The 21743-nt window shown below is 55.0% G+C and carries 13 protein-coding genes and 2 pseudogenes; 8 read left to right on the top strand and 7 right to left on the bottom strand.

All coding sequences use genetic code 11. From position 1 onward, the window contains the following. Positions 1 to 60: 60 nt before the first annotated feature. Together K7H21_RS14345 and ybtA are read right to left on the bottom strand one after the other, a co-directional pair. Positions 61 to 6159: a non-ribosomal peptide synthetase gene (locus K7H21_RS14345; protein ID WP_223035154.1), complete on the bottom strand. Its 6099-nt coding sequence runs from the start codon at positions 6157 to 6159 to the stop codon at positions 61 to 63. A gap of 183 nt (positions 6160 to 6342) precedes the next feature. Further along, positions 6343 to 7302, bottom strand: coding sequence for a yersiniabactin transcriptional regulator YbtA (gene ybtA, locus K7H21_RS14340; RefSeq protein WP_123829366.1), 960 nt, complete (start codon positions 7300 to 7302; stop codon positions 6343 to 6345). A gap of 256 nt (positions 7303 to 7558) precedes the next feature. Between ybtA and ybtP the strand changes: the two genes are divergently transcribed. Genes ybtP through K7H21_RS14320 form a run of 4 tightly spaced genes read left to right on the top strand, consistent with a single transcriptional unit; the run spans position 7559 to position 13671 of the window. Continuing rightward, positions 7559 to 9271, top strand: coding sequence for a yersiniabactin ABC transporter ATP-binding/permease protein YbtP (gene ybtP / locus K7H21_RS14335; RefSeq protein WP_220676198.1), 1713 nt, complete (start codon positions 7559 to 7561; stop codon positions 9269 to 9271). After that, the gene (gene ybtQ / locus K7H21_RS14330; protein WP_223035153.1) at positions 9258 to 11060 is read left to right on the top strand and encodes a yersiniabactin ABC transporter ATP-binding/permease protein YbtQ; all 1803 of its coding nucleotides are present in this window, start codon (positions 9258 to 9260) and stop codon (positions 11058 to 11060) included. The genes ybtP and ybtQ overlap by 14 nt, the downstream gene beginning before the upstream one ends. Then, positions 11053 to 12333, top strand: a complete 1281-nt coding sequence (ybtX, locus tag K7H21_RS14325) for an MFS transporter (protein ID WP_223035152.1) — start codon at positions 11053 to 11055, stop codon at positions 12331 to 12333. The genes ybtQ and ybtX overlap by 8 nt, the downstream gene beginning before the upstream one ends. A 27-nt stretch (positions 12334 to 12360) precedes the next feature. Further along, the gene (locus K7H21_RS14320; protein WP_142468932.1) at positions 12361 to 13671 is read left to right on the top strand and encodes a salicylate synthase; all 1311 of its coding nucleotides are present in this window, start codon (positions 12361 to 12363) and stop codon (positions 13669 to 13671) included. Between the two features lie 128 nt (positions 13672 to 13799). Here the strand turns inward: K7H21_RS14320 and K7H21_RS14315 are convergent, their stop codons facing one another. The 3 genes and pseudogenes from K7H21_RS14315 to K7H21_RS14305 all read right to left on the bottom strand — a co-directional run. Then, positions 13800 to 14279: an Hcp family type VI secretion system effector gene (locus K7H21_RS14315; protein ID WP_142445756.1), complete on the bottom strand. Its 480-nt coding sequence runs from the start codon at positions 14277 to 14279 to the stop codon at positions 13800 to 13802. Positions 14280 to 14517: 238 nt separating this feature from the next. Beyond that, the gene (locus tag K7H21_RS14310; RefSeq protein WP_123829373.1) at positions 14518 to 15210 is read right to left on the bottom strand and encodes a hypothetical protein; all 693 of its coding nucleotides are present in this window, start codon (positions 15208 to 15210) and stop codon (positions 14518 to 14520) included. A gap of 64 nt (positions 15211 to 15274) precedes the next feature. Then, positions 15275 to 15481, bottom strand: a pseudogene (locus tag K7H21_RS14305) (recombinase family protein); the annotation flags it as partial. 546 nt (positions 15482 to 16027) lie between these two features. Here K7H21_RS14305 and K7H21_RS14300 point away from each other — a divergent pair. Both K7H21_RS14300 and K7H21_RS14295 read left to right on the top strand, forming a co-directional pair. Further along, positions 16028 to 17311, top strand: coding sequence for an HAAAP family serine/threonine permease (locus K7H21_RS14300; protein WP_170100463.1), 1284 nt, complete (start codon positions 16028 to 16030; stop codon positions 17309 to 17311). Between the two features lie 62 nt (positions 17312 to 17373). Next, the gene (locus tag K7H21_RS14295) at positions 17374 to 18741 is read left to right on the top strand and encodes an L-serine ammonia-lyase (RefSeq protein WP_087828112.1); all 1368 of its coding nucleotides are present in this window, start codon (positions 17374 to 17376) and stop codon (positions 18739 to 18741) included. A gap of 68 nt (positions 18742 to 18809) precedes the next feature. Here K7H21_RS14295 and K7H21_RS14290 read toward each other — a convergent pair whose 3' ends face one another. Together K7H21_RS14290 and K7H21_RS14285 are read right to left on the bottom strand one after the other, a co-directional pair. After that, complete coding sequence (locus K7H21_RS14290) at positions 18810 to 19253, bottom strand: helix-turn-helix domain-containing protein (RefSeq protein WP_004120375.1); 444 nt, start codon at positions 19251 to 19253, stop codon at positions 18810 to 18812. Between the two features lie 579 nt (positions 19254 to 19832). Continuing rightward, entirely contained in the window at positions 19833 to 20177 is a 345-nt protein-coding gene (locus tag K7H21_RS14285; RefSeq protein WP_213223371.1) for a MerR family DNA-binding protein, read from the bottom strand. A gap of 783 nt (positions 20178 to 20960) precedes the next feature. Between K7H21_RS14285 and K7H21_RS14280 the strand changes: the two genes are divergently transcribed. Together K7H21_RS14280 and K7H21_RS14275 are read left to right on the top strand one after the other, a co-directional pair. Further along, positions 20961 to 21326 carry a DUF596 domain-containing protein gene (locus tag K7H21_RS14280; RefSeq protein WP_142445752.1) on the top strand — a complete coding sequence of 122 codons (366 nt, stop codon included), beginning with the start codon at positions 20961 to 20963 and terminating at the stop codon, positions 21324 to 21326. Positions 21327 to 21573: 247 nt separating this feature from the next. Further along, a pseudogene (locus K7H21_RS14275) lies at positions 21574 to 21699 on the top strand (transposase domain-containing protein); the annotation flags it as partial. Positions 21700 to 21743 lie beyond the last annotated feature (44 nt).

Raw genomic sequence — 21743 nt, 5'->3', positions numbered from 1 at the left:
AAAGTCAGTGGCGCGCCATGCGTTGGCGATGGCGTCCGGGAAAAGTCAGTTTGTATCGCGTCAAAGGCGCCGCTGACGCCGGCGAACCGGCCGCACGCGTTTGGTTTGCTCCTCCAGGGCTACGCCGGCCAGATAATTGGCCAGCGCGACAGGAGAAGGGTTAGTGAACAGGTCAAGCAGCGTCAGGGCAGCGAATTCGTGACGTTGTAACAAAACGTGCAGCTGCACCAGATTCAGCGACGTGGCGCCCGCCTCAAAAAAGTTCTCTGCGGGTGCGACAGGTTCGCCAACCACCTCACGAAAGGCGTCGCAAATCAGGCTGACGCTGCTCTCGTCCGCCGCGACCCGCGGCTGAGTGCGCTCAGGGCGCAGCCGGTGGGCGCGTTGCTCCGTGACCTTAAGCGGGGGAACCAGGTCGGCGAGCGACAGCTGCCAGCTGCTGTCATCCTCCGCCATTCGGTTAAGCAAGGCGCAATACTGTGCAAACTGGCGCTCCACCTGCCCGTCAGGAAACAGGGCGGCGACAAAATCCCAGTTAAAGCGCAGTTCCCCTTCAGATTCATAAACCTGGTGATCGAGCCAGACCTGCGGCGTCTGGGATATACCCCACACCGGTTTGAGCAGATTGCGCCGGGCAAGGAAGTTATCCTGCTCAAAGCCCAGCGCGCTGGTAAAGACGACGGGCATTGGGACAGCCGGTACGTTTTGCCGCCGCGCCAGTTGCCGCATCACGCGTATTGCCGATACATCGCGGTGGTTGAGGCTCTCGCTTAGTCGCTGCTGCAATAACCGCGCGCTTTGCAGCCAGCTCTCGCCGGGATGCCAGCTCAGCAGCATCAGCGAAGTAAAGTCGCCCAGGATCTGGTTGATTTGCGGGTGCAGCGGTCGTCTGTCGAAAAGCGTAAGATTAAGCGTGAAATCGGGCTGTGCGCTCCATGCAGCAAGAACCGTTGACCACACGGATAACAGTACGGCCGACGGGGTGAGATGAGCGTCAGCCGCCCGCTGTTTCAGGCGACGCCAGCGCGCGCTGTCCATTGCACCATTGAGCCGTGCGAAGCGCGGCGTCTCAACGTCCTGAGGCAAGCAGCGTAGCGGTAACGCAGGCGCCGGAGGAATATCATCTAGCTGCGTTTGCCACCATGCCAGAGAGTCGGGATTGGGCGTCTGCAGCGCGGGTTGCTGCAGATAATCCCTGAAGGTAACGGGAAGCGGCGGCGGCAGCTGCTGCGGATAGCGATAGCCGTGTTCCAGTTCCGACAACAGGATCTGCATGCTCAACCCGTCAAGCAACAGGTTATCCAGACACAGCCACAGGCGGGCGGGCATCCCGTCGACGAACCCGACCTGGAGATCGAATACCGGCCAGACTTCAGGGTTGAGAACCTGATGCGCCAGTCTGTCGCGTACCTGTAGCGCCTCTTCGGGGCTGTGCAGAATGTGCGCGGGTATCACCCACGGGGGAGTCTGTTCGAGAACCCGCTGTTGTCCATCCCGCACCACGGCGCGCAGCATATCGTGGCGGGCGATTAACCGGTTCCAGACCTTCTCCAGCCGGTGAATATCCAGATCGGCAATTTCAAATTCAACAAAGAAGTGTGAGCCTACGCCGCCAAGGGCAAAGCCAGGCTGACGCCCGACCAGGTAAGCCTGCTGCACGTCAGTCAGCGCGAAAGGCCGGTAGCGTTCTTCAGGGGAGTGGACAAAGGGTTGTTCAACAGGGAGGTCGGTTTTACGCAGCGTGGCGGCAAAATCAGCCAGCCGGGGGTGATTAAACAGGTCGCTTAATCGTGCTTTATAACCCGCCTGGTGGAGCTGTCCGATCAGCCTGGTGGCTAGCAGGCTATCACCGCCATGCTGGAAGAAGTCGGTTTCTCTGCTGACGGCGCCCATCGACAAGAGCGGCTGCCAGATGACGGCAACCTGCTTCTCAATATCGCCCAGGGGTAAATCCGCTTCAGTCCGGTTTTCAGCTTCCGGGGTATGACAGCGCTTTAGCGTCTGATAGTCAATTTTGCCGTTCGCCGTCAGCGGTAAGGCATCAAGTAAGACGATCCGTTTCGGTACCATCCACCCCGGCAGACGTTCGGCGAGAGCGGACTGCAGCTGACGAGGATCGCGGCGCACCTGGCTAACGGGGCATTGTACGAGGAAGCGCTGCAATCCCTCGACTTCATCGCCGTGCTGGCAGTTGAAAGCGGCGGCGGTAAATATCGCCCCCCAGTCAGCGCTATTGTGAAGCAAGGCTTCGGGCTGACCATCGGTTAACAGAAGCGTGCTGAGCAGGGCGGAGGGCGTTAACTGACGAAACTCCAACACGTAGAGCAGCGCGCCTGGAACGGCCAGCTGCTGTAATGCCGCGAGGAGCCCGGGGTCTTCCGGCAGCAGACGATGCAGGGCGTTATTCAGCCAGATAATGTCCGCCGAATGAGCATGCGCCGCCAGCGTGTCTGCACTCCAGAGGGCGAGACGGGCGTCAGACCACGGTGCAAGCCGCTGTCGGGCGCTCAGCAGCAGCTCCTGGCTGTGCTCGAGCCCGACATACTCAATCTCGTCAGCGCTAAGCCGGGTTAGCAGGCACTCTGCGGCGCGGGCGGTGCGGACACCCACCTCTAGCAGGCGTACCGGGCGCTGTAAACGCCGGGAAAGCTGTTGACAGATTTTCGCCAGTTCCTCGATATACAGGGCGCTGGCCGGATGGTCGAATGCCAGACTTTCCGGCGACCACCGCGCATCGTTCAGTAATGACAGTTCGTGGCGAGCGCCGCGAAGGATCTGCGTTAAGGTGAGGTCATGCCCGCTGAAAGAAGGAGGGTTATTCTCCGGCGCTTCCCCCGCACAAACCTGATAACCCTCAGCGGCGGGCCGCAGCCGCTGTTGGGTCACGAGAAAAGCTAACCAGCTTTCCACCACGGTCCGCCAGCGAGGCTGGATAGCGAGAGCATTCATCAGGGGAAGCGGATCGGCGCCAGGAGTTTGACCCGGTTTCAGTTTTAACAGGCGATGCTGAAGAAAATCAGCGACCTGGCCGGCGGAGATTTCTGGGGGGCAGACACTGCAGGGCAGCGTTCCGGCAAGCCCGCGCCACTCCTGGGGCAGCGCCGGGTCCCGATGATGGGTAACACAGAAAGCCGAACCCTGAGGCACAACCCAGGCCGCCAGGGTCTTTTCTTTTTCGCCGATCGCCACAACGGTTGACTGTTTCACTCCCGCCAGCTGGCTGAGCGCACTTTCGATTTCACCCAGCTCGATGCGATATCCCCCGACTTTGACCTGCTTATCGCGACGACCGAGGAACTCTAACGTACCGTCCGGCCAGTAGCACCCGAGATCGCCGGTGCGATACCAGCGCGCGTTCGATTGCGTCACAAACTGCTGCTCGCTGCGTACAGGATCGTTAAAGTAGCCTTCCGCGACTCCGATACCGCCAATCCACAATTCGCCCGGAACCCAGTCCGGGCAGTCCCGGCCCAGTTCATCCACCACCCGGTAACGTTGGTTGGCCAGCGGAAAACCATAAGGGATGGCGCGCCAGTGGTCAGGGACCCGGTTAATTTCACAGGCGTTAGACCAGATAGACGCCTCGGTGGCGCCGCCCATGGCGATAAACTGTCCCTGAGGGCGGAAGGCGTGATAGCGGGCAGGGAGATCGAGGCCGATCCAGTCGCCGGAAAGCATGACCGCCCGCAGTTTCTCCGGCGCGGCGTCGGCGAAACCTTCACACCAGGTCAGCAGCATATCGAACAGCGCCGGGACGCTGTTCCAGAGCGTAACCTGATGACGCTGGATCAATTCGCACCATGCGTAAGGATCGCGCCGTTGATTTTCCATAACGATAACCAGCGCGCCGCCGGCGCTCAGAACGCCAAAAATGTCGTAAACCGATAAATCAAAATGCAGGGCGGAGAGGGCCAGCACTCTGTCTCCGGGACCCACCTGGTAACGAGTATTGATATCGCAGCAGGTATTCAGCGCTGCACGGTGAGAAATAACCACGCCTTTCGGCGTGCCGGTCGACCCGGAGGTATAGATAATGTAGGCCGGCTGCGTCGGCGCGCGCGCCGCCTGGTCGGCTAGCGGCTCCGCCTCAATGGCCTGCTGCCAGGTCAGGTGGGGAATATCGTCTGACCTGGCGCTGGCGTCGTGCTGGCAGGTGAGCACCAGCCGGACGTTGGCGTCGGTGTAGATTTTCCCGCGCCGCGCGGCGGGCTGGTCGAGCGAAACCGGAACGTACACCGCCCCGGACAGCAGAACGGCGAGGACCGCAACCAGCTGTCCCGCGCCTTTCGACATTGTAATAGCGACATTGTCGCCGGGCTGAACCCCGCACGCGATTAACCTGCCAGCGCAGCGGCGCGCATTCTCGGTCAGCTCACGATAATTCCACTGATAATGCGCGTCCGTTACCGCCAGCGCCTGCGGCTGCCGGAGGGCGATGCGGAAAATGCCTTCATGCAGCAAGCCTTGAGGAACGGGTGCGTCGGTTGCGTTAACCCGTTGACGTATCTCCCGCTGGCTTTGGGGCATCCTGTCCGCGAACGGCTTCTTCCAGGCGCTTTCATCATCGCAGAGTTGGTTAATCAGCTGGCAGTAGGCGTTGAACAACGTCTCGACCAGCGCCGGAGGGAACAACGCGTCATTGCTATCCCATTGTAGCCAGACCTCGCCCCGATGCTCGAACGCCAGATGATCTATCCAGACCTGCGGCGTCTGCGAGATGCCCCATTCCGGTTCGCCCAGCGGCGACTCAGCGCGGCTGCTGTACAGGGAGCGCCCAAGATTGCTGGTAAATACCACCGGGGCGCCGTGGGGATGGCTTTGCTGGCGTTTGAGTTCACGAAGGAGCTCGACGCCGGACCAGTGGCGATGCTCCCAGTCCTCAGTAAACGTGAGCTGGTTTTTACGCGCCAGGTTGCTGACGGTATCGCCATCGCAGGCGGTATCCAGCAGAAGAATATTGGTGAAGTCGGCAAGCATTGCGTCAACCGCCGGGTGCAGCGGCTGGCGGTCAAATAACGTGATATTGAGCAGCAGCCGGGTCAGACCGCCCCAGCGCGCCAGAACGGCAGCAAAACAGGTCGCCAGCGCCATTGTCGGCGTCACGCCATTCTCACCGGCCCGTTGGCTAAAGGCGTTCCAGCGTGTTGTCGGGACAATCATGCGGCGTCGGGTATTACGGACTTCACGCAGCGTTGCGGGTTCGCAGGCTAGCGGTAAAACCGGCGCGGGCGGCAGCGTCGATGCTTTCGCCAGCCAGTAGGCGCGCGCTTTGTCGAGCAGCGGCTGATTGATCTTCTGTTGATGCAGCAAATAAGCGCGGAAATCATAGCGGGCGTCGCCGGGCGGTAGCGACTCTCCGGCCAGCAGGGCGTTAAGTTCATCGAAGAACAGCGTAAAGCTGGAAGCATCCATAATCAGCAGGTCGATATTGACATGGAGGCGGTGGCGATTGTCCGGCAAGAGCGTCAACTGGAAATCGAAGGTTTCGCCCATTTCCACGCGTAAAAGACGGTGGCTCAGGCGCTGGCGCAATGTTTCCAGATAGGCCTGGCGGTTTGTCTCGTCGGTCTGGCGTAAATCATGAACGGTGACGCCGTTCCAGTATGGCTGCGGTAGCCAGACCTGCTGCCCGTCAGCGCGAAAGGCTATATGCAGCATCGGGTGGCGTTGCAGTAAGATCGTGATGGCCTGTTCCAACTGTGGCGCCGTGAGATAATGGCCGACAAACTCCTGATACAGATGGCAACCGACGCCGCCCAGCGTCTGTCCGGGCATTCGGCCCGTCAGATAGGCATGCTGTACCGGCGTCAGCGGGAAAGGGGTACGCTCGCTCATGACTGGCCACGCCGCGTCAGCCGGGGAGCTTGCATTATCCGGTTTTTCACCCGAACGGATGCGCATCAGCTGGCGCCATGCTGCCAACGTGGGGACGGCATACAGCTCGCGAAGGGTGAGGCGGTAGCCCTTTTTACGAAACCAGTGTAACCATCTCATTAATCTTATGGAGTCCAGGCCCGCCTGGATCAGATTGCTCTCTTCTTGTAACTGCTGCGGCGCTAAATTCAGTTCCTGTATTAACAGTTCGCGTAATTGTTGATAATCAGCCGCTTCGCCGTTGTCCGATAACAGCGGATCCTGAGAGGGTGCGCCAGAAATCATTCTTCCTCCTGATGGCACGTCATACCAAAAGCATTGCGTATATGAGAATAATTATTATTAACAATTGAGCGCTACCCGAATCGGGTTTATTTATGCCCGTTTCGGTTTCACGGTCGGCAAAAAAAAGGTCCGGATGGCGAATCCGGGCCTTGTTAACGGAGGGGGTTCTGGGGTGAGTCCTGGTTAGATCACACGTTTGAAGGTCGACGGGGTGACGCCAAACTGCTTCTGAAATGCGGCGGAGAAATGGCTGGCGTTGGCATAGCCTAGATCCGCCGCCACCGTCATAACGGAAGTATTGCCATTAGCCAGCCGTCTTCTTGCCTCCTGCATGCGTTCGGCCTGAAAAAGTCCATAGACGCTGTTGTTGAACAGAACGCGAAATCCCCGCTTAATTTTAAGCACGCTTAAACCGGACTCTCTGGCGAGTTCGGTGACCCCCGGCGCCTGCGTCAAATCGGCCAGCAGCAGATCCTTTGCCCGCAGCAGTTTCTGGCGTTCCATCGGATTGAAGTGGCAGGAGGAACAGCTGGCGTCCTCGCGATGTTCATCCAGCACCAGGCTGAGCATCACCAGACTTTGTCCCTGTAGCCATAACGTCGACGGTTTTTGTTCATGAGTGAAGCCGCCGTGCATCCGCATCAGCGCATGACGCAGGGCCTGAGCCGTTAGGTGGGTTTCGGCATTACAACGTTGCTGCTGGCAACAGCAGTGGGAGTCGATCTTATTTTTAATGACCGAGCTAATATCCGGCACCCACAGCGCGAGGGCTTCAGGGCTGAAAGAGAGCGTAATGCTCTCGAACCGGCCGCAGTAGGAGGCGCTGCCGCGGCAGTCCGGCGTATGGGTAATGTAATGACGATCGCGCGCGAGTTCCCAGTCGGTGTGGCGGCTGAGTCCCTGGATCGCAAAGCGCGATGTGCCTTCCAGAATGCAAGAGAAGTTAATCCTGCCCAGGTCGTCGTGCAGCTGCAACGTCTCGGGCTGAGCAAAGTGGCCCCGCCAGAGCAAAATATCCATACCTTCCTGCAGCGAGCAGCGCAGCAGCTCACACTGGGCAGGAATAGTGCCGTCGTTCGCGGGTTTTCCAACCACTAGCTGGTGAATAGAGATGGCAGATTGCGTATGTGGTGACTCCGTCATGACCGGGTTATCTCCCTGTGGCTTAGACCAATGCGGGTATAAATAGAACCGAATGGGGTAGATGAGTAATTGATAATGGTTATTATTCACATTAATTCCCGGAACGCCACCTTGAAATAGTGTTTTTGGCGTCCATAAAAATTCATCAGGAAAATCAGCCACTCCCATGTCATCTCACTCATCCAACACTGAATCGCTGTCCCGATTTCCTCTTTGGCAGGTGATTACCCCGGTTCGCCGGAAGGTGCTCCTGGCTATGGCGCTGGCAGGGCTGGCGGCCTTAACCAGCCTGGGGGCGCTGCTTTTTCTGGCATGGTGCCTGCGCGATCTGCGCGGGGCGCCTGACTTCATCCCCGTCTGGCCGCTGAGCGGCGTAGTTGGCTGCGTGATAGCGACCTTTATCCTGCGCCTGCAGGCGTTCAATACCTCTCATTATGCGGCTTTCCATCTGGAGAATATTCTGCGCAGCAGATTAGCCCACAAGACCCTACAGCTTGCGCCGGGCGCGTTACAGCAGATGGGCAGCGGATCGGTGACGAAAGTGATGCTGGATGATGTGAAGTCGTTACATATTTTTGTTGCTGACAGTACGCCGCTCTATGCCCGCGCCATAATCATGCCGCTGGCGACTGTTGTTCTCGTATTCTGGCTGGACTGGCGACTGGCCATCGCGACGCTGGGGGTACTGGCGTTTGGTTCGGTGGTGCTGTTACTCGCCCGGCAGCGCTCGGAAAACATGGCTCAGCGTTATCATCAGGCGCGTGAACGGGTCAGCGCCGCGGTGATTGAGTTCGTACAGGCCATGCCGGTTGTGAGGACCTTTGATAGCGGCAGTACCAGCTTTTTGCGCTATCAACATGCCCTCGAAGAGTGGGTCGATGTGCTCAAAAGCTGGTATCGACAGGCCGGATTTTCAGCGCGTTTTTCATTCTCGATTCTGAACCCGCTGCCGACCTTATTCGTTCTTATCTGGTGCGGATACGGCCTGCTGCACGCTGGTAGTCTCGATTTTATCGCCTGGGTAGCCGTATTACTGATAGCCAGCGGAATGGCCGAAGCGGTAATGCCGATGATGATGCTTAATAACCTGGTCGCGCAAACGCGTTTAAGCGTTCAGCGTATCTATCAGGTTCTCACGATGCCGGAACTTTCGCGCCCGCGAGCCGATCGACAGCCGAAAGAGGCGAGTATCACCTTTGAGCAGGTAAGCTTTCATTATCCGCAAGCGCGGACTGGCGCCGCGTTGCAGGAGGTGAGCTTTCACGTGCCTGTCGGGCAAATTGTGGCGCTGGTAGGGCCAAGCGGCGCCGGGAAAAGCACCGTGGCGCGGCTGCTGCTACGTTATGCCGATCCCGACAAAGGCCATATTCGTATTGGCGGCGTGGATCTGCGCGATATGCGGATAGAGACCCTGATGAAGCAAATCTCGTTTGTGTTTCAGGACAACTTTCTTTTTGCCGACACGATCGCCAATAACATCCGTCTGGGCGCGCCGGATACGCCGCTGGAATCGGTGATAGCGGCGGCCAGAGTGGCGCAGGCGCATGAGTTTATTAGCGCGTTGCCGGAGGGTTACAGCACGCGAGTCGGGGAACGAGGGGTATTCCTCTCCGGCGGGCAGCGGCAGCGCATCACCATCGCCCGGGCGCTTTTGCAGGACCGTCCCATTCTGGTGCTTGATGAAGCGACGGCGTTTGCCGATCCGGAAGGTGAAGCGGCGCTTATCAAAGCCCTCGCGGCTGCCATGCGCGGCCGGACGGTCATCATGGTCGCGCATCGTCTCTCCATGGTGAGTCAGGCCGATGTGATATTGCTGTTTTCCGACGGTCAGCTTCGGGAAAGCGGGAGCCACGGGCAGCTATTGGCGCAAGGTGGCCTGTATCAACGGCTATGGCAACGCTATCAGCAGGCGCAGCAGTGGGCGCCGGGTGGAACGCAGGAAGAGGCGGTGCAAAATGAAAGTCACTAACCCGGCGGATAATCTGGCCTGGCGCGCGATCTGGCGCCAGCTTATCTCCAGCGTGGGCAGTCAGGTGGGAACGCTGCGGCGCAGTCTGGTTGCTCTGCTGCTGGCGGCATTGATGCAGGGGATCGCCTTCGCCTGCCTCTATCCGATCGTTGATGCGCTGCTACGGAATGAGGCATCTCGACTTCTTCACTGGGCTTTGGCCTTCAGCATTGCGGCGTTTGTGACGCTGGCTCTCCGCTGGTATGGGCTGGGCTTTGAATACCGCGGGCATCTGGCGCAGGCCACCCATGAACTGCGTCTGCGCCTGGGCGAACAATTACGCCGCGTGCCGCTGGAGAGGCTCCAGCGCGGCAGAGCGGGCGAAACGAACGCCTTGTTGCTGGGCTCCGTGGATGAAAACCTCAACTATGTGATTGCGATAGCCAATATTTTACTGCTGACCATCGTCACGCCGCTGACGGCGTCGCTGGCGACATTGTGGATCGACTGGCGGTTGGGGCTGGTGATGCTGCTGATCTTCCCCTTGCTGGCGCCGTTTTATTACTGGCGCCGCCCGGCGATGCGGCGACAAATGCAGACCTTGGGCGAAGCGCACCAGCGGCTGAGCGGGGATATTGTTGAATTTGTGCAGGGGATGATGATATTGCGTACCTGCGGTAGCGATGCTGATAAAAGCCGGGCGCTGCGGGATCATTTTAACGCTCTGGAAAACTTACAGACCCGCACTCACCGCCAGAGCGCGGGCGCGACGATGCTGATCGCCGGCGTTGTGGAGCTGGGACTACAGGTGGTGGTGTTGTGCGGAATCATCTGGGTGGGCACGGGCACATTGAACCTCGCCTTTCTGATTGCCGCCACCGCGATGATTATGCGTTTCGCTGAACCGATGGCCATGTTTATAAGCTACACCTCGGTGGTGGAACTGATTGCCAGCGCCTTACAGCGTATTGAGCAGTTTATGGCGATCGCGCCGCTTCCCGTTGCAGAACGCGGAGAGATGCCGGAACGTTACGATATCCGCTTTGACAATATTCATTACCGCTATGACGACAGCGGCGATCCCGCGCTCAATGACCTCTCTTTGACCTTTCCGGCGGCCAGTATGAGCGCGCTGGTGGGCGCTTCCGGCGCAGGTAAAACCACGGTCAGCAAACTGTTAATGCGCTATGCCGATCCGCAGCAAGGGCGGATTTCTATCGGCGGCGTCGATATTCGTCGCCTGACGCCGGAACAGCTCAACAGCCTGATTTCCGTCGTATTCCAGGATGTCTGGCTGTTTGATGACACATTGCTGGCGAATATCCTGATTGCGCGCCCGCAGGCGACCCAGCAGGAAGTAGAAGAGGCCGCCCGCGCGGCGCAGTGTCTTGAATTCATTACCCGCCTTCCTCAAGGCTGGCTGACGCCAATGGGCGAGATGGGCGGACAGCTATCGGGCGGCGAGCGCCAGCGGATTTCCATTGCCAGGGCCTTATTGAAAGATGCGCCGATCGTCATTCTTGATGAGCCGACCGCCGCGCTGGATATCGATAGCGAGCTGGCGGTACAGAAAGCTATCGATAACCTGGTTCACAACCGGACGGTGATTATTATCGCCCATCGCCTGTCTACCATCGTCGGGGCAGGAAATATCCTGGTGATGGAGGAGGGCAAAGTGGTTGAACAGGGCACCCATGCGCAGTTGCTCTCTCTTCATGGGCGTTACCAGGCGCTGTGGCACGCGCAAATGGCCGCCCGCGTCTGGCGCGCCGAAGGGGTTTCCACGTCAGAGGAGGTGGCGCATGAGTGACGTTCCGTCGAATGTGAAACCGTTGACGTTAACCACCGGGCGGGTGATTTTCGCCATTGCCGGCATCTATGTGACACAGAGTCTGGTATCGGCGCTCTCGATGCAGTCCTTACCGGCGCTGGTGCGCGCTGCTGGCGGATCGCTTGCGCTTGCCGGGGCCACAACCCTGTTTATGCTGCCCTGGGCGCTGAAGTTTATTTGGGCGCCGTGGGTCGAGCGCTGGCGGCTACCTCCTGGCAGCCCGCAGCGCCGTTCCCGCATGCTGATCCTGCGCGGGCAGGCTGCGCTCGCGGCGATCCTGGCGATTGCCGCCGCGATTGGCGGGACAGGGCGAGAAGGCGTATTGCCCGAAACGATAGTCGTCGCGCTATTTGCGCTGTTTATGGTGGCGGGTACGGTCGCCTCCACTATTGATATCGCCAGCGATGGTTTTTGCGTCGATCAGCTGACCCGCGCAGGGTACGGTTGGGGAAACAGCGTGCAGGTCGGCGGCAGCTATCTGGGAATGATGTTCGGCGGCGGGGTGTTTCTGATGCTGTCGGCGACCGTCGGCTGGCCTGCGGCCATGCTGATGATGGCGGCGCTGATCCTGGTCTTATCCGTACCCCTGTGGCGCGTTGCCGAACCAACGCGCGCAGCATCTGTTCCGCATGTTCCGGCATTGGGTTATGCGCTTAGAAGGCGACAGGCTCGTCTGGGCTTAATGCTGGTAGTGATGCTGAATTCCGGCATGCGGTTTGTGCTGCCTCTTCTGGCGCCGTTGCTGTTGGACCATGGTCTGAGCATGTCAGCGCTCGGCGCGCTGTTCAGCGGCGGTAATATTGCGGCGGGCATAGCCGGAACGCTGGCGGGTGGATTGCTGATGAAATACCTCTCACCCGGCAGAGCGCTGTTTACGGCTTATGGCGTGCAGGGCATCGCGCTGCTGGTGGTAGTGATGACGCTGAAGATAGCGCCGGGTCCTCTACTGCTGCCGATTCTCCAGGTATTGATCGTAGTTCAATCTGTTTCGCTGGCCTGCGCGTTGGTCTGTCTTTACGCCACGCTGATGGCGCTTTCTTCTCCTTTGCAGGCCGGTGTCGATTTTACGCTCTTTCAATGTACTGACGCCGCCATCGCCATTCTGGCCGGCGTAGTCGGCGGCGTTGTCGCGCAGCGCTTTGGCTATACGGCCTGCTTCCTGTTTGCCGGCTTATTCACGTTGCTGGCGGCGTGGATTGTTTCTATCAGACTGCGTTCGGCAAAAGAACTGATGACAAGCTCAATTGATTGATTCGGGAATAACAGAGAGAGGTAAGGGATGAAAATCAGTGAATTTTTACACCTGGCGTTACCAGAGGAGCAATGGCTGCCGATGATTTCTGGCGTCTTACGTCAGTTCGGAGATGAAGAGTGCTATGTCTATGAGCGCCAACCTTGCTGGTACATAGGTAAAGGATGCCAGGCGCAACTGCAGATTAATGCCGACGGCACCCAGGCGACATTCATTGATGATGCCGGAGAACAAAAGTGGGCGGTAGATTCGATTATCGACTGCGCGCGTCGTTTTATGACGCATCCGCGGGTAAGAGGATGCCGGGTATATGGCCAGGTTGGGTTCAACTTTGCGGCCCATGCGCGGGGAATGGCCTTTGATGCCGGCGAGTGGCCGCTGCTAACGTTAACCGCTCCCCGTGAAGAACTTATTTTTGAGAAGGGAAATGTTACCGTTTACGCGGACTCCGCCGACGGATGCCGCCGTCTGTGCGAGTGGGTAAAAGAGGTCGATACGGCGACACCATGCGGGCCAATGGTTGTGGATACCGCCCTGGACGGTGAAGCGTATAAACAGCAGGTTGCGCGCGCCGTTTCGGCGATCCGCCGCGGCGATTACGTTAAAGTCATCGTCTCACGCGCGATTCCTCTGCCTGCGCGAATTGATATGCCCGCTACGCTGCTATATGGACGGCAGGCCAACACGCCCACCCGTACGTTTATGTTTCGCCAGCAAGGACGCGAGGCGCTGGGTTTTAGTCCGGAACTGGTGATGTCGGTGACGGGAAACAAAGTGGTCACTGAGCCGCTGGCGGGCACCCGCGATCGCATGGGCGATACGGCGCATAATCAGGTAAATGAGAGGGAGCTGCTGCACGACGGTAAAGAGGTGCTTGAGCATATCCTCTCGGTCAAAGAGGCCATTGCCGAACTGGAGGCGGTTTGCCAGCCCGGCAGCGTAGTGGTCGAGGATTTGATGTCGGTTCGCCAGCGCGGCAGCGTCCAGCATCTGGGGTCTGGCGTCAGCGGCCAGCTCGCGGAAGATAAGGATGCCTGGGATGCGTTTACCGTGCTGTTTCCGTCAATTACCGCGTCAGGTATCCCTAAAAAAGCGGCCCTCAACGCGATCATGCAAATTGAAAAAACGCCGCGGGAGCTCTATTCAGGCGCAATCCTGCTTCTGGAAGATACGTGCTTCGATGCGGCGTTAGTGCTGCGTTCCGTGTTTCAGGATAGCCAGCGCTGCTGGATACAGGCGGGGGCGGGTATCATCGCGCAATCTACGCCGGAGCGCGAACTGACGGAAACCCGGGAGAAATTAGCGAGCATTGCGCCCTATTTAAAGGTGCCCGCATGACGGTCATCAACCCTGTTTAAGGTGAAAAGTGCCAGCAAGCTGGCACTTTCTTTCCCGGATTCAGGCGTTTATCGTGCGTCGGCCAGCGCCAGCATCCATGGGCTGCACGGAGGTCAGAAACTTCGTCATTAGGCACAACAACGATCGTTCCATGAATCACGATAAATAATATTACCCTCCGTATACTTCCAGGTAATCGCCTCATAACGCAATTCGATTGTTTCCAGATGTGTGCTACTCATACCATTAGGGGCAAGGTATGGGGAAACCGTCGTGATTTTGACGTTTTCCAGGATGATATTGAAATATTCTGATTCAATGCCCGATTCCAGTATTCGGTACATCTTGATTGTTGCTTTTTTCAGTGTTCGGCCTTCACATACGGCGCGATACAGAACAGGTGTCGTTTGGTCAAATTCTTTCACTATCGTGATCGGGCTATGAACGCGCGTTCCAGTAAGTTTGCCCCAACTGGGGTCTACTGGAATGGTTACACCGTGCGAAAATGATTTTAATTCGATAGAACCTAAACGCAGGGGCATTAAACAACTGCCAACAATCGGCGATCCGTTTTCATCTTCAAGCCATAAATGAGCGGGAGTAGCCATATAATTTCCTTATCAGTGATGATTTAATAACAGTGATCTTCACCCTGTCACCATTTACAATAACGCGTAAAAACAACAATCATAATCATGGCAAATACGCCTATAGGCCAAACAGGGCTCTCAGGAAAAAAATACCCCTGAAGCAGCGCAAAAATAATCGTGAGGATCACAGGTCCGTACAACGATGATAAAAACCTGAGTTGCCACAGTAGAAATTTCTTTAGTGATTGAATCATGATTATCTAATCATCCGGGTGATAATATTTGCTATGCCAGAATCAGACATCCATTGCGCTTCAAAGGCACCTGCGCGCTCGAATAGGGGTTCAATCAAAAAATACATCATTTCTAGTTGTTGCATGTAAAGTGCTGAATAATAGGCTGGGTATTGGACGTGTAAACGATGGGCGCTATCCGCCGCTTTCTGAACCAGACCATATGTAGCCAAAACCCCCGCAACCGTACCCGCAGCGCGTCCCGTAAGGGCACTGAGTTGCATATTTAGATTCAATCCAATACGAATGCTGGTAGCGACCGCTAAAGCGTACCCTGCACCTGTAAGGGTGTTGGCAGCGATATGGATATTCACGGCCATAAGCGCTTTTTTAATATGCTCTAATTGAGCATTAGTTTTGTATTTGAATATTTCCTCAAAGTAGGCCCGAAGCATTTCAAAGACAACGTCACCATGCTGGATAATGCGTATAACAGCATTCCTGAAGCGCAAATCTTCTGTCTTTTGCTGCTGGCAAACATCGTTGTATTCATCGGTGAAACAGGACGTGTAATACAGCAGGCGGGTTGCCCCCTTCCCTAATGCATCAACCTGGTTTCTGACCTTTTCGCCGACAGCAGAAACAGCATGATCGAGCTTCAGTGCAAGAATCTTGTTGGCTTGTAGGTAACTGATGACTTCATTGTTGTTGTACATAATCGCTCCTTGCTGATTTTCATTAAATCCGGTTTTCCATTATTTTCCACAGGAAAGCGTCCGATAGTTTCGGTACGACCAGCGCATCTCCCTGGCGAACAGCCGCCAGAGCCTGAACCAGACCGCGTCGCTGGCGATTTGAACCAGTCAACCCCTTATCGGAATAAATCCGGTCCGGAGAAACGCCCAGACCGATGAGGACCTCTTGCTGTGCAGCCAGATCCTGTCGGTCAGTTGAACTTCGGGCATAGCCAATGCGTATTTCTGTCATAGATATGTACGTATAAGGGGCCGTCAAAGAGATTGATATCGTACCAGTTATATAAAACAGCGTCAGCAATGAATTTCTCCAAGATACAAAACTCATTTTCACTGTCCGCTAAACGATCCTCTTACGGAAATAATTAATCGGGACAGGATGACTACTCATGGTAAAACGACAGGCAAAAGTTGACGACTGATTGTTTTAAATAATTGAGGGGGAGGGCGTTTATTTCCTTGCCCCTGATTTTTTGCGTTTTATTAATCGTATGACAAATAGTGGTTGTTATCTCTGCACGTGAATTATATAAATATCCAGCACCTTAAGCACACCCATATAAATAATAACGTCTTAAAAATGATACTTTAAAAAATATAAAAATTTCAGTATTAATTTTGATGCGTTAAAAGTCACCGCTATCCATCAGGTTATGTGATCGCTGTTAGCGAATTAGCATAGTCGCATTTAATAAAATAGCCAAATAAACACAGCGTTTTTATTACCTGCATCAGAATCAATAAATTCTGACCCTATTTTTATTACTGAGGCCATATTATGGAAACCGTTCAAAATACCCTCGTCGCTCGCGAGAGCAGCGGCTGGAGAAAGAGTGATACCGTCTGGATGCTGGGCCTGTACGGTACCGCGATAGGCGCAGGGGTGCTTTTCCTGCCGATTAACGCCGGGGTTGGCGGCTTAATTCCGTTAATTATCATGGCAATTCTTGCCTTTCCAATGACCTTTTTCGCCCACCGCGGTTTAACCCGTTTTGTGCTGTCAGGAAAAAATCCGGGGGAAGATATTACCGAAGTGGTGGAAGAGCATTTCGGTACCGGGGCAGGTAAACTCATTACGCTGCTCTATTTCTTTGCTATTTATCCGATTCTGCTGGTCTATAGTGTCGCCATTACCAACACGGTCGATAGCTTTATTACTCACCAGCTGGGGCTGGTGTCTCCGCCGCGCGCCATTTTATCGTTGATTTTAATTGTCGGGATGATGGGTATTGTCCGCTTTGGCGAAAAAATGATTGTTAAGGCCATGAGCGTACTGGTATTTCCGTTCGTGTTTGCGTTAATGATACTGGCGCTGTATTTGATACCGCAATGGAATGGCGCGGTTCTGGATACCCTGTCGCTGAGCGGCGCTTCGGCTACGGGGAATGGGCTGTGGATGACCCTGTGGCTGGCTATCCCGGTGATGGTTTTCTCCTTCAACCACTCGCCGATTATCTCCTCTTTTGCAGTGGCAAAGCGTGAAGAATACGGCGAGGACGCCGAGCGCAAATGCTCCCGTATCCTGGGCTTTGCCCACATTATGATGGTGCTGACCGTGATGTTCTTCGTGTTCAGCTGCGTGCTGAGCCTCTCCCCGGAAAACCTGGCGGAAGCGAAAGCACAGAACATCTCCATCCTTTCTTACCTGGCGAACCACTTTAACGCGCCGGTGATTGGCTGGATGGCGCCGATCATCGCGATGATTGCGATTACCAAATCCTTCCTCGGCCACTATCTCGGGGCGCGTGAAGGTTTCAACGGCATGGTGATAAAGTCTCTGCGCGGTAAAGGCAAATCGATCGAAATCAACAAACTGAACAAGATCACCGCGCTGTTCATGCTGGTGACCACCTGGATTGTCGCGACCCTGAACCCGAGCATTCTGGGCATGATTGAAACGCTGGGTGGCCCGGTCATCGCGATGATCCTGTTCCTGATGCCGATGTATGCCATCAACAAAGTACCGGCTATGCGCAAATATAGCGGTCACATCAGCAACGCGTTCGTGGTTGTGATGGGACTGATTGCCATCTCCGCCATTTTCTTCTCTCTATTCAGCTAAGTTTCAGCGCCGCCGCTCACCGGCGGCGTATTCGTTTTGCTATGTAACCGCATGGGTGCCACATGATTAGCGTTTTCGATATTTTCAAAATCAGCATCGGGCCGTCCAGTTCCCATACCGTTGGGCCGATGAAAGCAGGAAAACATTTTGTTGATACCCTGCAGGAAAAAGGCCTGCTGCATAAAGTCACCCGTCTGGTGGTGGACGTGTATGGTTCTCTTTCATTAACGGGTAAAGGCCACCATACCGATATCGCCATTATTCTTGGACTGTCCGGGTATTTACCGGATACCGTGGATATCGACGCCATTCCCGGCATTATTCGCGATGTCAACGCCATGCATCGTCTGTTTATTGAAGAAGGCCAGCGCGAAATTGAGTTTCCGGTGGCGGAATGCATGCGTTTTCACAATGAATTTCTGCCGCTGCATGAAAATGGCATGAGCATTACCGCGTTTTGCGACGGCAAAATCGCCCATTTCCAGACTTATTATTCCATCGGCGGCGGTTTTATCGTGACCGAGGAAAACTTTGGCAAGAGTCAGGGCGCGGATGTCGATATTCCGTTCCCGTTCTATTCCGCTCGCAACCTGCTGGCGCACTGCCAGGACAACTGCCTGTCGATTTCCGCGGTGATGATGAAAAACGAGATCGCCCGCCACGGCAGGGAGAGCGTTGAGCAAAATATGGCAAAAATATGGGAGACCATGAGAAACGCCATTAATCGGGGGATGAATACGGAAGGTATTTTACCGGGGCCGCTGAAGGTGCCGCGCCGAGCTTCTGCGCTGCACCGTGTGCTGGCGCCGCAGAGCCAGTCGATTACGCCGCTGAGCGCGATGGATTGGGTCAATATGTTCGCCATGGCGGTCGGAGAAGAGAACGCGGCGGGTGGGCGAGTCGTGACCGCGCCGACCAACGGCGCCTGCGGCATTGTCCCGGCGGTGCTGGCCTATTACGATCGGTTTATCAAAGAGGTGACGCCGGAAATCTCTATGCGCTATTTCCTGACGGCGGGCGCGATCGGCATTCTTTATAAGATGAACGCCTCCATTTCCGGGGCTGAGGTCGGTTGCCAGGGCGAAGTGGGCGTGGCCTGCTCGATGGCGTCCGCCGGACTGGCCGAGCTGTTGGGGGGCAGTCCGGAGAAGGTGTGCATCGCTGCGGAGATCGGTATGGAGCATAACCTTGGCCTGACCTGCGATCCGGTGGCCGGTCAGGTCCAGGTACCCTGCATTGAGCGTAACGCGATTGCGGCGGTGAAGGCGATTAACTCGGCCAGTATGGCGATGTACCGTACCAGCGATCCAAAAGTCTCACTGGATAAAGTCATCGAAACGATGTTTGAGACGGGCAAAGACATGAACGCCAAATACCGTGAAACCGCCCGAGGCGGTCTGGCGATTAAAGTCGCGGTGTGTGAATCCTGAGTCCCATAAAAAAACGCCTGTTTAACGACAGGCGTTTTTTCTTTCCCCGGTGGTGCAGGCCCTACAGTTTAGGGCTTTTTTTTCTCTCCGTCAGGCGGCTGAAAAGACCATACCACGCTGTTAGAAGCCGATGAGGTGTACCATTCGTTAATGGTGGCGTTTGACTCGCTGGTCTGCGCCGCGGCGGCCTGTTTCTCTTTTGGCTGATGCGTTTTTTTCCGAATGCGGATACGGGAAGGGGCCCCGGAATTAATTTGCGCTTTAAAGGTGCGCATATGTGAATCAAATAAAATTGACTCCAGTTGATGTAGTCGGTCGAGGCCGCGCAAAATACCAATCAGCGTACTGAGAGTGACGGACTCACCTAGTTCAACGCGTTTAATGGTTGCCGCGCCGACCTGGGCGCGTTCGGCAAGCTCAATCTGTGATAGCCCCAGCTGTATACGCGTTTCTTTAATTCTTCGGCACAGTTCAGAAATAATTTCACTGTCGGGCATGGTACTGAAACGCATCTTAATTCCTCTACTGCGTAATAAAACCTTACTAATTATTCCGCAAGCCAATTTATAAATAAAGCGAATAATTTCTCTTTTGCGATAGCGACGACATTATTTTTTGGAGAAGGTCATCGAAAAGTGGAATGGTGGGATATTTTCAGCTATTTAAGATAATCCTGCTGCTAATGTTACCGTTGGATGCCCTCGTTAGGATCCTGATGCTGTTTACCGACATGGCCTTAGCCGGGCCGTTGCCGGTGCCGCCAACGGAAGTTGATTTTACTTAATTGTTCAGGCATAAAACATCACTCCCGCCTGAATAACCCCGGTAAGCTTGATTGAAAATAGTGTTTCGTATGCAGTAAATAAAAGAGGTGATAATGACGGTATATTTATTTTATTAGCTAATAAAGATGGTAGATCGTGCCGTAAACAAAAAGGCGGATATTTGGAGATAGATATTTCCGTTTTATATCGTCAGTGTTCAATATTGCCAGACAGCTCAACCTTACTCTGACGTCATTTTTTTCAGCTTAGCTTCGACGGCCGGGCGAAGATATCAGCCGTCGCGCTTTGCTTTTAGACATTTTACGATTACGCACGTTTGCTTCGTTTTTTCTGCCCCCGGTGATGCTTTCGTGCTATTCCGGCTAGTCGTCTGAACGTCGGACAGTCCATATGCGATAAGGCAGGGCAGTTGGCCACGTGAAGCAACGTGTCGCGCAGTGCCATCAGGTCGTTTATTTTGTCGTTCAGATCCCGGGCTTTTGCACTACAGAGGTCGCGGGAAATTTCAGGTTTTCCGTCCCTGCCGAACATTCCCGCGATTTCTGCAAGCGAAAAGCTTGCCGTCTTACCCATAATAATCAGGTTAAGCCGCAGGAGTACGTCAGGTGAATATTGTCGCCGTAGCCCCCGGCGGGCAACGGCGGAAATCATGTTGGTCGCCGTTGCTGTGGTTTTCCTTAGTTTATTTAACCGGATTTCCGGGGGGCGATCATAGGTGGAGTAGGGAAGAGCAGCATCGTTAAGCCGGCGCTATTTGGTGGGTGTCAGACCTCGATATCCTTAACGATTAACCTGCGGTTTAACTCTTGGGCGATTTCAGTTCATCCTTCCCGCTTCGGGATAAAGCCAGAGTATTCCGGCTTTATCATCAACCCGCCTCTGAAACCTCTGCCACGGCTGAAACCGCCATATTTTCTTCCTCCCGGGAACACTGAGTATTGCATCAGAATTGCACATTTTGCGTTCAATTGTGAATTAATGGTGGACATCTGATTGCAAATCATTACATTTGATTTCACAGCATTTCAGAAAGCGGAGTTTTGATGTCATGTCTGTCCTCTGCCAGGTACGGCCTTCTGCTGGGCAGCCTCACTGCAACAGCCCTCCTGGCAGCGCCCCTGAGTCCTACGGACCAGAGTGCCAGTGAGCAACAACAAACGGCATTGCTGGAACAGACGCAACAGCAGCGTGACATGCTCCGTCATTCCACATCCGCGCCCTCTCTCCCGGAAGCAACCCCTTCAGAGCCGACCGGTCAGTGTTTTCAGCTCCGGTATATCCGACTGGATAACGTCACAGTGCTTCCGCGCTCTGCCGTGCGAAAACTGACGACCGTCTCGGCACCGGGTTGTATGACGCTCCCGGATATCCGGGAGCGGGATGTCACACAGGACTATCTTTCCCGGGGATTCAAGTTTAGATAGGGAGTTATATATGATTACAAATGATGAATATAAAAAAAGAAAGGAAGCCCTTGAAGGGGCATCAATGGTTACGATTTGGGAAAATATTCACCCAGCTAGCCTATCAGGTAAGATAACGCTGTCATTTGATGAAGAGAAAGAGTTATTTCTCTGGTTTATCGAGCGTTTAATGTATGAGGGGAAAGTCAGGCTTGGAAACGGTGGCGAGTTCTGGACGGGAACAATAAAAGAGCAGGTCTCTAAGTTTAGAGAAAGTTTCCCAAATTCTCCTGAAGAGATGGAGTGTGGCGCGTTTAATGGATATTGGTTTTTATCTGATGCTTGTCCTGCTGGGCTTGTCTGGATTCACGAAAACGGTTATCAGGATTGGACTTAGGAGAGGCAGCCTGGAAAGCGAAATTTATCTGTATTAGCTCAGACCTGATCTGACAGTTAACGGTTATTTATACAGGTGTCTGTCAGATTACATCTGGCTTAAATTTTTTCGGCCCAGTTTGGGGTTCTACGACGGAACCCCAGATTTTCCGTTATCTCAGTTTCACCGTAAGCGTCCAGCGAAAGCCGTCTGGTCATAATCTGATGCATCATCCGACAAAGTGGTGTCCACCAAATAAGGAGAGTGAGGAGCGTTGCTGTACAGTCTGATCGGGACGTGCAAACTGAACGGCGTGGATCCAGAAAGCTACCTCCGTCATGTGCTTAACGTCATAGCAGACTGGCCGATCAATCGGGTGAATGAACTGCGATAGACATTAACATTGAGTCTCTATACTATTGGTGCGCATAATGTATA

This window comes from Klebsiella sp. CTHL.F3a (genome assembly GCF_019890895.1).
GTDB classification, from domain to species: Bacteria; Pseudomonadota; Gammaproteobacteria; order Enterobacterales; family Enterobacteriaceae; genus Klebsiella; species Klebsiella grimontii.
This window is presented reverse-complemented; position numbering and strand designations above follow the sequence as displayed.